Here is a 14779-nt window from a genome sequence, read left to right as displayed (position 1 = left end):
CCTGGAGCCTGATCATACCGTTGCCCAAACACAGAGTCCGTCTGACCGATGAAGAGCGCACCGAGCTGGAAGACCTGATTCGTACCGGGCAGCGGGCGGCGTCCGTGCTGACCCACGCCCGGATTTTGCGCAAGGCCGATGCCGGGGCAAACGGGCCGGGCTGGGATGACGACCGGATCGCCGAGGCGGTGGAGCCTGGGGCTTCGACGGTGTACCGGGTACGCCACCAGGCGTTCGTGGAGGACGGGCTGACGGCGGCGCTGTTTCGGAAAAAGCCTACGCACTTGTGGGATCCGATGGGCCGGTCTTTCTGGCGACCAGAACGATCGCTTGCCGCTGACTGGAAACCCTGACCTTGATGGACTCCAGAATGGTAAAGCCGCGGGATTCCAGCAGCGCGCTCAGTGCTTGTCGCGACCAGAACCGGGCATCGCTCCCATTCCAATAGTCCCACCAGGCGCGCGCGGTGATCCATAACATTTCCCAGGCGTCCCAGACCGGTAACGCGATCATCAAGATACCTTTGGGGTGGAGCGATTGGTCGACCGAATCGATCAGCTCGGATGCCTTCAGGTGCAGGTCGTTGACTTCGACGTCCACGACCAGATCGACGCCGCTCTCCTCGGCCAGGCAGGGACTGCCAAGCCGTCCTCCTGGGAATTCGTTCGCCGAGCTCCATTTAAACGAGTTGGCCGTGCCGTTCCCACTGCATTTCATGCCGACGGCACAGCCTGCCTCCTGCCTGTCATGGTCCGGTTTCTGGTTGCCGCACCTCAGGCAAAGAATACGGTGCGCTTGATAGCGGGCGCAGACATCCAAAATGACCGGCCGAATACAGAAATTTCCCTGAGGTTCTGGTCGACCGTGTCGGTTTGAGAAATTTACTCCCTTAACTACTTGGTTTAAAGCCATCTTGCCTCTCCCTCGTTGGTTAACCCACCCCGGTCACGCCACCGATGTGCTGGCGAGACCGCCAAGATGCTACTTTGGAAGCAAGGAATTTACAGATGGCTTACCCATTCGAGGATTTTCCACCGGAACACGGCGGAATCCGGAAGAAATCACGCCATCTTGATACTGGTCGGCGGGCGGGTTCGCAGTTTGTCGAGCAACTCCGCGCGATTGTGGACTTCGAGCTTGGCGTACAGGCGGCGCACATAAGTCACCAGGGTTTGAACGCTCACGTTCAACCGCGCCGCGATGGCGGTCTGCGAGAGACCTTCGGCCAGCGCCAGACCGACTTCCTGTTCCCGGGGGGACAGGCGCCAGCCTTGCAGCTTGCGATGGAGTTGCAGCCGCAGCGGTTCCTGATGCTCGATCAGCACACCCATCAAGCCGTCCTCGCTGGGAGGATGAGCCCGCGCATCCAGCCCCAGGTGAATCGTGGGTGGTTGCAGCCAGTAGGCACGGAAGACGAACCGACCGCTGCCGTTGGTGTGGGAAAAGCTCGGCGGAGGCGCATCCAAGCCCTGAAAAATTCCATCGAGATTGGCGCAGAGTTGCCGTAATACCGGCGGCACCGTGACCGCAAGGCCACCATGCTCTTGTCCTACCGGGACCGCGCCATAGGTGGCCAGGAATAGCAAGTGTCGGGCCGAATCACTGAGATGAACAACCGAACCGTTGCGCGTCAGGATCACTAACCCGGTTTGGCCACTATCCACATAATCCACAACTGGTTCGTTGCGCGCCCGCAAGCCATGTTCCACATAAGGCAGCAGACGCCTGAGTTGCTGGATATCTTCAGCGTCAAACGGTTGCTGGTGCTGGGAGCGGGCCAGTGAGATGCCACCGATCATGGCACCATAATCACAAACTTTCGCCTGCACTCTGTAATGGTGTTTATAGGGCCGGAACACTACATGATAAAAATCGCTTCGGTAAAACCGTTCGTCCAAGATGCGCATATCCGTCATCATGCGATGATGACGGTACCAATCGACCGACCGTGAGTGATAGGGCTTGACATAAAGCCGATTCCACTCGCTTTTGACGGCTTCCATGACCTCCGGGATCACATACTCGGGAATCACGAATGTCGGCAGTATGTGTTCGTTGACTCCTGTATACACATTACTTTCCGAAGGAATGAAGGCGTGCAAGGCGCGTAGCACTTCCGGAATCAGAATCTCCCGGCTCAGACCCAGGCAGCATAATTGACGCAGAGAGGCAAGGGCTTTGGCGCGTTTCATCGCCGACCTATTTAGTTACATTAGAATCATTAATATTGCATTATTATAAATGTCCCCTGTTAAGGGGACAGCATTCCCATAATTTTATAGTTAGCTTTTTAATCAGGTGCTCAAATTTTTTGAGTAGTTGATTGATTAGGTGGGATATCGCTGCCTACATTGCATCTGTCAAGGTGTCAGGTCGTGGAGTATCGAGAGGCAAACCGATTCATACCCTCCACCGCGTTGGCCAAACTGGACCAACCCTGGCTGCCACTGGTTTTCCCTCGTGGACGGTTGTTCGAGCGGCTGGACGCATTCGCCGATCGGCCCTGTGCCTGGATCGGCGCGCCGGGAGGTTACGGCAAGACCACGCTGGCGGCGAGTTACGTGGAGGCGCGTGGAATCCCCTGCTTGTGGTACCAGTTCGATGAAGACGATGCGGACCCGGCAACCTTCTTCTATTACCTTGGGATCGCGGTAACCGCGCAAGTCGCCAATGCAGCTTTACCGCTGCTCACCCCGGAGTATCAAGACAACTTACCCACCTTTACTCGCCGCTACGTGCAGGCGCTGGGTCAGTCGCTCCGTGCTCCCTTCGTCCTGCTGTTCGACAATTATCACCGTCTTCCGGCAGCGTCACCGCTGCATGCGGTCTGGGCGGAAGTGTTGGATCATCTGCCTGCCGGGGTGCGCTGCTTGATCACCAGCCGAGGAGAACCCCCGCCGGCACTGACGCGAGCCCGCTTGCACGGTCAATTGACAATCATCGCCGCCGAGGAATTGCGTCTCACCCAGGCGGAAGCTGAAGGGATTGCCGGGTTACAGACCGAACACCGCTTGACCGCGGCCGAGGTGCAATCGTTGAACGAACGGGCGCAGGGCTGGGCGGCTGGCTTGAATCTGCTGTTGCGGCGTTCCCACCCGACCCGGACCCCGCCGCCGCTGGCGACGACCGAACTGCTCTTCGACTACTTCGCCGTCGAGGTGTGGAACCAACTCGATCCAGCGCTGCAAAGCTTTCTCCTCAAGACTGCCCTGTTGCCAAAGATGACCGCCGCCATGGCCGAGCAACTGACCGGTGACGAGGGAGCAGAGACGCTGCTGGAGGCACTCGTGCGATGTCACTCTTTCACCTTCCGGGGTGAAATCGCTGGGTCCGATGCGGCGACCCGAATCACGACCTATCAGTATCACGATCTCTTTCGTGATTTCCTGCTGAATCGCGGACGCGAGGCATTCAGCGCCATGGAGCGCGAACAAGATCAGCGTCAGGCGGCGGTGCTTCTCGAAACGGCTGGCGAGATCAGCGCGGCGGTCGAACTTTGGCAGGCGCTGGGCGACTGGGAACGGCTCAGCCGACTGGTGATTCAACAGGCCGAACCGCTGCTGCGGCAAGGTCGCGGCCAATTGTTGGAAGTTTGGCTGAACCGTTTCCCGCCGGCGATTCGCGATCGGTCACCCTGGTTGCTGTTTTGGCTGGGGCAATGCCAGTTGCACCGCGATGCGGTCGCCGCCCGCACCACCTTGGTTCGGGCCTACCGTCGTTTCAAACACGCCGGCGACGTCGCTGGTCTGTGGCTGGCGTGGTCGGCCATCACCGATACCTACGGTTTGGCCTGGGATAATTTTCAGGCCGCCGGCGGTTGGATGGTGGAATTCGAACGATTGCGGACCCGCTATCCGAGCTTTCCCTCTACCGCCCTCGAAGCACGGGTCACCTGCGGGGTATTTAATCTCCTGGTCCACGCCCGGCCGGAGCACCCGGAATTCGCCGACTGGGAACGGCGCATCACCCGGCTGTTGCAAACCGACTGCCCGCCGGATTTGTATCTGGTCTCGCTAAATACGCTGTTGCTCCACTACATCTGGAACGTCGGCCAGCACGGTAAGGCCGCCTGGGCGCTGAGCATTCTACGCGCCGCCAACACGGATGCCACCCACGTCGAACCGGTACTGCGTTGCGCCTGGTATTGGGGAGAATTCTGCTATCAATACTGGTACGAAGGCGATTTGACGCAGTGTCTCGCCATTGCCGAGGTGGGGTGGTCCACCGCCGTCGAACACGGAGCCAACCTTTTTAAAGGCATCCTTTTATCGGCTTTTGTGCATGCCAACCTGAGTGCCGGACGGCTGGAGGCTAGCCGGGCGGCGCTGGAGCGGTACACGCGATTACAGAAGTCCTTCCGGCCTCTGGAACGTGTCCTCTACGATACTCTGACTGCTTGGGAAGCCTGGCAATCCGGACGCCTGCCCGAAGCCTTGGAGCTATTGGAGCAAACCCTGCGAGTGGCTCGTCGCATATTTTACCATACCACCGCAATCATCCATTTGGGCTTGGCGCAGGTACAAGCCAGCTTGGGCCATCGCTCGGACGCCTTGCGGCACTTGGCCGGCATGCGCCCCTGGATCAGGGCGACGCACAGCCAAGTCGCAACCTTCTTACGCGCCTTGGCCGCCGCGCAGTTTGCCCTGGCCTGGGGTCAGAAGGCCCGTAGCCTGCGACTGCTGCGCTTGGCGCTCGCGCTGGCGCGCGTGCAGGGCTACATTTTTTTCTCTTTCTTCAAGCCGGACGATGTGGCCCGGCTCTGCGCGGTGGCGCTGGACGCCGACATCGAAGTCGAATACGTCCAAACTCTGATCCGCAAGCGGGGATTGCTGCCCGATCTGACCGCCGCGATGTCGGAACGCTGGCCTTGGTCGGTGAAGATTTACACCCTGGGGCGCTTCGCGTTGCTGGTGGACGATCAACCGGTGACCTTCGGCCGAAAGGTGCAGCACAAGCCGCTGGAATTGCTAAAAATTCTTATCGCTTGGGGTGGGCGAGACGTCAGCCAGGCGCGCATTGCCGATGTGCTGTGGCCGGATGCGGAAGGCGATGCGGCCCAGCAAACCCTGGCCACCACGCTCCACCGGCTACGCCGCTTGCTAAGTCACGAACACGCCTTGAGCGTGCGAGACGGCCGCTTGTCCCTGGACTCGCGCTATTGCTGGGTCGACGTGTGGTGTCTGGAACGCCACATTAATCAAACCCTGGCGCGGGCTTGTGAAACGAATGGAGGAATTGCGCCAGCGGATTTAGCGACCGCGACCGATGTACTCCTTCGTGCCTATCATGGCCCGTTTCTAGGCCAGGACCCGGAGCCTTGGGCGATGCAGACTCGGGATCACTTGCGCAACCGGTATCTAAAGTGCCTGGATGAAATCGGCGACTACTGGGAAAAGATGGAGGATTGGTCAATAGCTCGGGCGTGTTATGAACGGGGCCTGGAAGTGGACGCTACGGTAGAGCGCCGCGCTCGGAATTTGAGGCGCTGTCACGAGCGATTGGGCCAACCCGCCGAAGCCGTGCGGCTTATCACGGGTTCTCAATAGCGTCGGGAAGTCCTGGCGACACATTGGGGGGCGTCTCCCTCAACACTTCACCAATACCCCCTTTACCACAACCCCGACCGACGAAGCCGCGCGGAACAGTGCTTATACTTACAAACTGTAATCCAACCCGTCGCCACCCGCGTGAACCGGCCGCAACCTCCCCTGCTTGCCGGTTCGCCGCCGGAGAGCCGCCGCATGAATACCGTCGATTCGTCCCCCGCCCTTTCCGAACCGGTTCGGACCGCCTTGCGGCTGGTCATCGTCGGTTCGCTGGTGCTTGCCGTGCTGTACATCCTGCGGCCGTTTCTGCCCAGCCTGCTGTGGAGCGCGTTCATCGTGATCTCGGCGTGGCCGGGGCTGGCGTGGTTGCAACAGCGTTTTCGCTGGAACCGGCTGGCGTGCACGCTGCTGTTGGCATTGATTCTGATCGGCGTGCTGATCGGGCCGCTGCTGGCCGGTATCGCCGCGCTCGTTACCCATGGCGAGACGCTGGTGGTCGATGCCAAGGCCGCCGTCGAAAAGATTCCCGACGAGCCACCGGCACTGCTGGCGGATCTGCCGCTGGTCGGTTCCGGGCTGGCGAAACAATGGCGGGAAGCCGTCGATAACACCCAAAGCCTGCGGGCGCGGCTCGCGCCGGAACTGCAAAAGAGCAGCCGCTGGCTGTTCCGGCAAGTGGGCACGATGGGCGCGCTGTTCCTGCAATTGCTGCTGGTGGTGGTGTTCTCGCTGGTGTTCCATGCCAACGGTACTGCCCTGGATGCGCTCACCGAACGGATCGCCCGCCGCATCGGCGGAGCACAGGCCCTCCAGGCCCGCGACCAGGCACGACAGGCCATCCGCTCGGTGGCGCTCGGGGTGGTGCTGACCGCTATTATTCAGTCGGCTCTGGCACTGGTGGGTTTGCTGCTGGTCGGCGCGCCGCTGGCGGTGCTGATCACCTTCATTTGCTTCTTGCTGGCCATCGCCCAGATCGGCGCGGCGCTGCCGTTGCTGGTGGTGGCGGGCTGGTTGTACTGGGGGCAAGGCGATACCGGTTGGGCGCTGTTCATGGCCGGCTGGAGCCTGGTGGTGGGTGGGCTGGACAACATCTTGCGCCCCCTGCTCATGACTCGTGGCATCCGCATGCCGCTGACGCTGGTGTTCGCCGGAGTGATCGGCGGCTTGCTGGCTTTTGGCCTGATCGGCATATTCCTGGGTCCGACCCTGGTGGTGATTGCCCACACGCTGCTGCTGGCCTGGCTCCAGGAGCCGAACTCCGGTCAGGGACCTTCCGTGCCGGCATCCCCCGAGTAAGCGCGACTCATGCCGTTCGATCCCTTCAGAATCCTCGGCGCCGCGCTGCTGGCCACGCTGGCGATGACCTCGTTGCTGATCGGCGTGGTGATCGGGCTGTACGGCCGACCGTCGCGGCGAACCAACGCCATCATCATGGCGTTCGGCACCGGCGCGCTGATCCAGGCCCTGGCGCTGGAGCTGGCGTTCGAGGGCGCGGAGCGCCTGATCGAGGAAAGCCACCTGAGCGGCCTCGTCAGTTGGTGTTGGGTCACGGCCGGCTTCGTGGCGGGCGGCGTGCTGTACTCCCTGGGCAACCGCTGGCTGGAAGGTTACGGCGCCGCCCTGCGTCACCCGGCGCTGACCAAGCTGTACCTGTTGCGCCAGAAACGGGAGCGGTCGGCCGATCTGCTGGGCCGGCTGGCGCGGGTGGATCTGCTGTGCTCGCTGCCGCCCGAGGAGATGGAGGAGGTACTGCTGTGCATCCAGCCGGTGCGGGTCGCGGCCGGTGAAACCCTCTTTCGGCAGGGCGATGCCGGCGATGCGCTGTATCTGATCGACCAGGGCGAAGTAGCGGTGCTAGTGGATTCCGAGCCTTCCAGCTCCGCTGTTCCCACCGCGATCCCGCTGGCGCGACTGGCGGCGGGCCAGTCATTCGGAGAAACCGCGCTGCTGACCGGCGAACCGCGCACCGCCACCGTCACCGCCATCACCGACGTCGCGCTGCTGAAAATCGACAAGGAGCATTTCGACGAACTGCTCGACGAATCGCCCCGCCTGCGCCAAGCGGTCGAAATCCTGAACTCGCAACGCCTGCTGCAAAACGTCGCCACCCTGCGCGAGCGGCCCGACGCCGCGGCCTGGCAAAAAATCGCGCTGGCCAATGTGCAGCGTCTAAGTCGCAAGGAGCAAGACCTGATGCTGGCCAAACAGGCGGCCACCGGTTCACCGCTGGCGCTGTTTCTCGGCGCCACGCTGGATGGCATCCCGGCATCGGTGGTTATCGGCGCCAATTTCGAAACACTGGACGCCTTTCGTTTCACCTTTCTGGTGGCGATCTTTCTATCGAGCGTACCGGAGGCGATCGGCAGCACGCTGGGCATGCGGCAGGCCGGTTTCAGTACGCGACGGATTTTTACCCTCTGGAGCCTGCTGGTACTGGCGGCGGCACTGACGGGGGGGCTGAGCAGCGCCTTTCTCGCCGAGGCGTCACCGGTGCTGCTGACCGTGATCGGCGCCATTGCCGGTGGCGGCATCCTGGCCATGGTGTCGTCGGTGATGATGCCCGAAGCCTATGAGGATGGTGGTCCGGCCGTGGGGTTGGCGACCATCGCCGGTTTTCTCGTTGCGCTCCTGTTCGCGTTCGTTTAGGACCGGTATGATGTCCAAAACCCGTTTCGTGCACCGCCTGGGGCTGTGGCGCTCCGTGCTGATGTACCACGCCATCCCGCTGCAGCGGCGTCGGCTGACCCGGTTCTACGCCCAGTTCATCCGGCCGGGCGATCTGTGCTTCGATATCGGCGCCCACGTCGGTAGCCGGCTGCGGGCCTGGACGCCGCTGGGCGCCCGCATCCTCGCCGTGGAACCGCAACCGGAATGCATGGCCCTGCTGCGCCGCTGGTACGGCGATTTGTCGCATATCACCCTGATCGAGCAGGCGGTGGGGGCCGCGCCCGGCATTGCCGAGCTGCTCGTCAGCGCCCGCACGCCAACCGTGACCAGCCTGTCACCGGCCTGGATCGCGGCGGTTCATCAGGATCGCGGGTTTGCTGGCGTGCGCTGGGACGAGCGGGTTCCGGTCACAGTGACGACATTGGATCGACTGATTGCCGAACACGGCTTGCCGGCGTTCTGCAAGATTGATGTCGAGGGATACGAACTGGAGGTGCTGAAGGGGTTGTCGCAAGCGATTCCGGCTCTTTCATTCGAGTACATCCCGGCCTGTCTGGATCTGGCGCGGGATTGCGTGACCTATCTGGCCCGACTCGGGCCGTACCGATTCAACGGGTCGGTCGGAGAGACGCAGCGCTTGCAGTCAGAGGAATGGCTGGATGCCCCGCAACTGCTGGAATGGCTGGATGCCGTGGCTCGGATCGGCCGGTCCGGGGATATTTACGCGCGCCTTGGCCCGACCATCGCGGGCAACGATATGGAGCCGGGCAGCGCATGACCGCTCAACAGCAAGACACCGAGACATCGCTCGGGCCGGAACGGATTTGGCTGCTGTTGCTGGAACTGCGCCGCGTGGTTCGAACACTGTCGGTGGTTCCCGGCTGCTTCGGTTTGGGGCTGGATGCCGGACAACCGGCCGTTCTGTCCGCCGACGATCCCGTCGCCTTGATCACCGTGAGCGCTGATGGTTTCTGGACCGCCAGGATTCCATTGAGCGAAACCGGCGCGGAATTACTGGATCTTTATCTGCCGGTTGCCTTGGCTGGCCGGAGCCGACCGCTGACGGTGGCACATCTCGGGCAAAGCCTGGACGGGCGCATCGCCACCACGAACGGCGCATCCTGCCCTATCAACGGTCCCGAAAACCTGACTCACCTGCACCGGATGCGCGCACTGTGCGATGCGATCATGGTCGGCGCCGGCACCGTGGAATGCGATGACCCACAATTGACCACTCGCCGGGTTGCCGGCCCGCATCCGGTGCGGGTGGTGCTCGATCCTCGCCGCCGCCTCGCCGCCGGATATGGTCTATTCCAGGATCGAACCGCTCCAACCCTGCTGATCTGCGACGAGGCGCTAGCCGAGAAACCGGGACCGGGCCAAGCCGAGGTCATCGGTGTGCCCCACGAGGGCCGCCGCCTGGATCTCCCGGAGATCGTGCGGCGGCTGCACGCGCGTGGCCTGTTCGGGATTTTCATCGAAGGCGGCGGCTTGACCGTGTCGGCTTTCTTGCAAGCGGGTTTACTGGACCGGTTGCAGATCGCGGTGGCGCCATTGATTATCGGTTCCGGCCGGCCGGGCATCACCTTGCCGCTCATCGAGGATCTGTCCCAGGGACTACGTCCGCGCCACCGCCGCTACGCGATGGGCGAGGACGTGTTGTTCGACTGCCGGTTGCCTTCCTGACCCTCAATCCCATTCTCGCTGGGGCGAGGGGACAAAACCGCGACCCACTCAGCGCGATTCCACCGGCACCCGGAAGTTGAAGCGCAGCAAGGCGCCGCGAGCCGTCGAATCCGTGCCTTGGGTGACCAGACCGGCCACGCTGCCCTCGACGCTGTCGGCGCTGGCAAAGCGGATCTTCTGGTTCTGGATTTCGCCGCTCAGCACGACTCCCTGGCGCGAGGCACTGGCGGACCCGGTGATTTCGGAACCGTCACCGGCCATCAGTTTAACCGGTTCGATAATGGAGCCCTCCGCCGAACCGTACACCACGAAGTGCGCGACCACGAACTGCGGCGCGTCTTGCGCACAGCTTTGAAAGCGCGCCACCACCACCAACTTGGCTCCAGCGGGTGAAGTGGCCCCGTCGCCCGGTTCGCCGAGGAGAGGCTGTCCCCAGTCGGTGGCGGAGGGCTGGTGCATCGCAACCCTGGAGAACCCGCTGCTTGTGCCGTCCGGGTCAACCTTGAAAAAAGCGACTACTTCGCTCACCACCGGTTGTTCGCTGCAAAAAGGCGAGCTCATGCCCGGCGGGTTATCGATTTGGATGGTGGCCATCCGCCCGGTTGGCGCGGCCAACGGGATGAGGTTCAGGGTGATGCCGGTTATCGACCGCAGATGATCCTCGGCGGCGGGGCACACCACCGGATCGTTATGGCAACCGGCATCGGTCGCAACCGAATAAAGCCGATCGAGGATTTGACGGCCGCGTTCCTCGCGCAGCGCGGCGCACACCGCCGGGCTGCTTTTGATCGTGTTGTCCTCGATATGTGCCTGTAGCGCGACCGGCGCGCTCGGCGCCGAATCGGCTGGATAGGTGAATGCCAGTGTGTTGTCGCTTTCCACCCGCGCGGCAATCCGCAGATCCTGCTCCAACCCCCGCCCGTTCCGCACCACCACGACCGGGTCCCCATAGCTCCGCAGGCCGATACCACGCACGACGACCTCCTGACCTGGGCGCACAAAGGTGGGCGCGGAGCCGGCGTAGAGTGCCGGACGGATGCCCATGCAGGCCGATGTATCCGCCGCCTGGGTCGGGACCGGCATCAATCCGACACCCGCCAGCATCAATCCGCCCAACAAGGCCGGCGGGGTACGCCACCAGGATGGCGGCGAAAGAAAGCGATGGGGGGCGTGGGCGGTGGTCATGGCAATCATTCTCCCGGAGTCGATGCGCGGCAACTCCAATTCTTTAGGAAAAATCATGCCATCATGTCCATACGGTTGTTTTTACGAATTTAATAATGATTGTTGCAACTACTGACCCGACTGATCGGGTCACCATGGCCGGCCTTCTGGCGCCATTCTGGTCCAAAGTCACCCGACAAGGCCCAAAGTGAACCGATCGAGTCTGGAAGAGGAAGTGGTCGCACGACCGGATGACGGAATTGTTTGCTGGGTCCCTTTCAGGACGGCACTAATAAAATAACCCCGGTGGGGCGTTGCGTCCCACCGGGGTTATTGTAGCAAAGCCTACAACATTGGCTGCTTTATCAGCCCAGAATCTCTCGCAGGTGTTCGCGTTGGTGCAAAGCCGCCTCGAATTCCTCCGCTTCCAGCGCCAGGGCGTCGCGAGCCGACACCATACCCAGCGGCCGGCCGTTCTCGGCCACCGGCACATGACGAAAACCGTTTTCGTACATCATGTGCAGGGCATGCGCGAAAGGTTTGTCCGGATGCACGGTCAATGGATCGGAGGTCATCACCTCGGACAATGGGGTGACATCGGGGTTAAGCCCTTCGGCGAGAACCCGAAAGAGTGCGTCGCGCTCGGTGAAGATACCCACCAGGCGACCGTGTTCCACCACCAGCAGGGCACCGACCCGGGTTTGTTTCATTAGCCGGGCGGCTTCGCTGACGGTGGTTTTGGTCGGCGCGGCAGTCAGAATTTTCTGGTTCTCGACAATCTTACGAAGCGTGCGATAAGGCATGGTATTTCTCCTGGTTACAAATGAAACTCAATGGACCTGTACTTCAAGAGTCATCGCATACACAAATTGTGCCATTGGAAAATAACTATTCCGGAAATAATTTGTGTTGCGTCGGTTATTATTGCTTTGTCAGTTTCACGCGTCAAAATGACGCATGTGGCAGTCGAAACGCCTTGAGTGCCGACGCGAACGGCCCGTTTCTCGATAAGGTGGCGCGCCAGCCATAGGAGCCGCAATGCGCGCAGCGCGCCTCGGCGGCGGTTGGCCACTGGCTGTGCGCCAGCACGGATTCCCGGGTGCAACTCAGGCACTGGATGATGGGGGTCAGTTTCAACATGGCTCGTATCCTCAAGGGTTGGTTGTGGGGATTGGGCACGCACCGTGCGCTTCCAATCGGCTAGCCGATCCAACCGCAATGTTCGGCAGGTTGAAAAAATCCCTTTGGAAGTGCGGAGTTGCAGATTGCCGAACGCATTTTGACCACATGACGATCGCAGATCTGGCACCAACCGTAGGCCGTCGATCCCTGATTGTCAGGATGCTCGGGCCTCAGTTCATAACGGCAATGAGGACAAACCAGAAATACGCGAGTACTCATACCACTTCTCCAAAATACCGCCTCTCCTCGAATTCACCGCCATCCTTGATGGCAAGATGGTTCCGCTCCTTATCTCTACTTCGGTGGAAAAAATCTTTATCATGGCCTTGCGAATCATTCAATTCCCGCGCCATTAAGACATGATGACTGAACGATGAAAAATTTGATCTTGGTTATTGCCTCATTTTTAGTGTGCGTTACTGATAATTTTTTTATTTTTTCGATGTACTAACTTGCTTTTAGTTCAATCCAGCCAATCGACACCGCTTATTCATGCCTATCATGAGCATCGATCTTTACGGGTTTTATCTGAACGGTAGATGAACGGTATCGCTGCGATAATATGCTCAACGATGATCGAAATACTGTATTTTTGCATTAATATGGAGCTGATCGATAATTTAGATGCACTCGATTAGAGCAATAACGCTCAGCATCTTACCGTTACAATTTAAAATCGACTCATATTATTAATAAGTTGCATCAAATGGCCGCCTAAAAATAAAGTGATTTCCACAATAGATCAGATTGTGGCAATGCGGGAGGAAAGCAGATGCGGAACCGCGGCCGGCGTCATACCAAGTGCACGGTTGATGGTTGTGATCGCCACCACGACCGGGCCAAAGTCGTCATGCCCAATTCGGGCAAAGATAGCTAGCAAGAATATGGCGAGAGAAACCCAGAAAACCCAGGATCAAATACCATCGCCTCGTGGCGGACGACGTCCGCTTCACAAGGATGCATGACCTGGAGAAATGGAGCATAACCTACTGAATTATTACGTAGGGCCATGCTGGCGCTCCCTAGGGGTTTCGAACCCCTGTTCCCGCCGTGAGAGGGCGGTGTCCTGGGCCACTAGACGAAGGGAGCGTAATGACTGGCGTCTTGGGAGGAAAGTAGTATTATACGAATGTTATAAATACATACAAGCAAGAGTTTGCGAACGTTCCTTGGAAGCAAGAAGCTCGAATTCCCAACCTGTCGTCATTCCCCGCCCCGCCCATAGTGTTTCGCGGGCTGATATCAGCCCCAGCGCGGTCAAGGTACTGTACCGGCTGCGCGACGCCGGCCATCGAGCCTGTCTGGTCGGCGGCGGGGTGCGGGATTTATTGCTCGGCCGCGAGCCCAAGGATTTCGACATCGCCACCGATGCCCGGCCCGAACAGGTTTATGCCCTCTTTCGCAATTGCCGGCTGATCGGCCGCCGTTTTCGGCTGGCCCACGTTCAGTTCGGCCGGGAAATCATCGAAGTCGCCACTTTTCGCGCCTGCGGCGAAATCGGCGATGAGGGCGACGGTCCCTCCGTGGAACGAGCCAAAGATGGCCGCATCCTCAGCGACAACGTCTACGGCAGCATCGAGGACGATGCCTGGCGGCGGGATTTCACCATCAACGCCCTGTATTACGACATCGCCGATTTCGCGGTGCTCGATTACGTGGGCGGCATGGCCGATCTCGAGGCCGGTCTGATCCGACTGATCGGCGATCCGGTCGAACGCTACCACGAGGACCCAGTACGGATGCTACGGGCCGTGCGGTTCGCCGCCAAGCTCGGGTTTCGGCTCGATCCCGCCACGGAGGCACCGCTACAGCGCTTGGGCCATCTGCTGGAGCAGATTCCGCCAGCTCGCCTGTTCGATGAGATCCTCAAGTTATTCATGAGCGGCAGCGCCATCCAGACCTTCGAACTACTGCGTCATTATCGCCTGTTCGGCTGGCTGTTCCCGGCGACCGAACGTTGTCTGAACCGCCAGCAGCACCATTACCCCAAAACCCTGCTGGCGCGCACGCTGGCCAACACCGATCAGCGGTTGGCCGAAAGCAAACCGGTCCATCCGGCATTCCTGTTCGCCGCCCTGCTATGGGAGCCTTTTCGGGAACGGCTGCAACATCTCGAAGCGGAAGATCCAGACGCGCAAGAGGCCCACCAGGTCGCCGCCGAAGCGGTGGTCCAGGCGCAAATCCGCCACACCTCCCTGCCACGCCGCTACAGCCTGCCGATGCGGGAAATCTGGGAAATGCAGCAGCGCTTAACTTGCATCACCGGCAAGCGCCCACTGCGGCTGCTGGCGCATCCCCGGTTTCGCGCCGCCTACGATTTTCTGCTGCTGCGGAGCGAGGCCGACGAATCCGCGAGAGAGCTGGCCGACTGGTGGACCCGGTTGCTGGCGCAGGACGAAAGCGGACGGAATCGGATGACTCAACCGACGGCCCAGGCGAAAAAAAGCAAACCCCGCCGCCGACGCAAGCCTCGCTCCGCCCGTAAGGGCGCACCGGCCGCGCCGCCGGTGCCAGAAGCCTGATCCCCGGCGGCA

12 protein-coding genes and 1 tRNA gene are annotated in these 14779 nt (G+C 60.8%); 7 read left to right on the top strand and 6 right to left on the bottom strand.

The features are described 5' to 3' along the window. The first annotated feature begins 20 nt into the window (after nt 1-20). Nucleotides 21-353 (top strand): hypothetical protein, encoded by a 333-nt coding sequence (locus IPM89_15280; GenBank protein ID QQS54152.1) that lies wholly within the window; start codon nt 21-23, stop codon nt 351-353. Here IPM89_15280 and IPM89_15275 read toward each other — a convergent pair. Next, entirely contained in the window at nt 277-912 is a 636-nt protein-coding gene (locus IPM89_15275) for a hypothetical protein (GenBank protein QQS54151.1), read from the bottom strand. The two genes, IPM89_15280 and IPM89_15275, sit on opposite strands and share 77 nt — an antisense overlap. 149 nt (nt 913-1061) lie before the next feature. Beyond that, nucleotides 1062-2192 (bottom strand): helix-turn-helix transcriptional regulator, encoded by a 1131-nt coding sequence (locus IPM89_15270; GenBank protein QQS54150.1) that lies wholly within the window; start codon nt 2190-2192, stop codon nt 1062-1064. Between the two features lie 183 nt (nt 2193-2375). Here IPM89_15270 and IPM89_15265 point away from each other — a divergent pair, with 183 nt between their 5' ends. From IPM89_15265 to IPM89_15245, 5 genes are all read left to right on the top strand, one after another. Then, a complete protein-coding gene (locus IPM89_15265; protein ID QQS54149.1) occupies nt 2376-5546 on the top strand; it encodes a hypothetical protein in 3171 nt (1056 codons plus the stop codon). A gap of 195 nt (nt 5547-5741) precedes the next feature. Continuing rightward, nucleotides 5742-6842, top strand: coding sequence for an AI-2E family transporter (locus tag IPM89_15260; GenBank protein ID QQS54148.1), 1101 nt, complete (start codon nt 5742-5744; stop codon nt 6840-6842). A 9-nt stretch (nt 6843-6851) separates the two neighbouring features. Continuing rightward, nucleotides 6852-8192, top strand: a complete 1341-nt coding sequence (locus IPM89_15255; protein ID QQS54147.1) for a cyclic nucleotide-binding domain-containing protein — start codon at nt 6852-6854, stop codon at nt 8190-8192. 10 nt (nt 8193-8202) lie between these two features. Further along, a complete protein-coding gene (locus tag IPM89_15250; protein QQS55965.1) occupies nt 8203-8991 on the top strand; it encodes an FkbM family methyltransferase in 789 nt (262 codons plus the stop codon). Continuing rightward, a complete protein-coding gene (locus IPM89_15245; protein QQS54146.1) occupies nt 8988-9899 on the top strand; it encodes a RibD family protein in 912 nt (303 codons plus the stop codon). Before IPM89_15250 ends, IPM89_15245 begins: the two co-directional genes overlap by 4 nt. Before the next feature lie 48 nt (nt 9900-9947). Here IPM89_15245 and IPM89_15240 read toward each other — a convergent pair whose 3' ends face one another. From IPM89_15240 to IPM89_15225, 4 genes are all read right to left on the bottom strand, one after another. Further along, a complete protein-coding gene (locus tag IPM89_15240) occupies nt 9948-11084 on the bottom strand; it encodes a hypothetical protein (protein QQS54145.1) in 1137 nt (378 codons plus the stop codon). A gap of 344 nt (nt 11085-11428) precedes the next feature. After that, nucleotides 11429-11866, bottom strand: coding sequence for a CBS domain-containing protein (locus IPM89_15235; GenBank protein QQS54144.1), 438 nt, complete (start codon nt 11864-11866; stop codon nt 11429-11431). 142 nt (nt 11867-12008) lie between these two features. Then, nucleotides 12009-12203, bottom strand: coding sequence for a hypothetical protein (locus tag IPM89_15230; GenBank protein ID QQS54143.1), 195 nt, complete (start codon nt 12201-12203; stop codon nt 12009-12011). A 1055-nt stretch (nt 12204-13258) separates the two neighbouring features. Beyond that, a tRNA-Glu gene (locus IPM89_15225) sits at nt 13259-13334 on the bottom strand. 80 nt (nt 13335-13414) lie between these two features. Between IPM89_15225 and pcnB the strand changes: the two genes are divergently transcribed. Beyond that, complete coding sequence (pcnB, locus tag IPM89_15220) at nt 13415-14767, top strand: polynucleotide adenylyltransferase PcnB (protein QQS54142.1); 1353 nt, start codon at nt 13415-13417, stop codon at nt 14765-14767. Nucleotides 14768-14779: the final 12 nt, after the last annotated feature.

The organism is Candidatus Competibacteraceae bacterium (assembly GCA_016699715.1).
Lineage (GTDB): Bacteria > Pseudomonadota > Gammaproteobacteria > Competibacterales > Competibacteraceae > Competibacter.
This window is presented reverse-complemented; position numbering and strand designations above follow the sequence as displayed.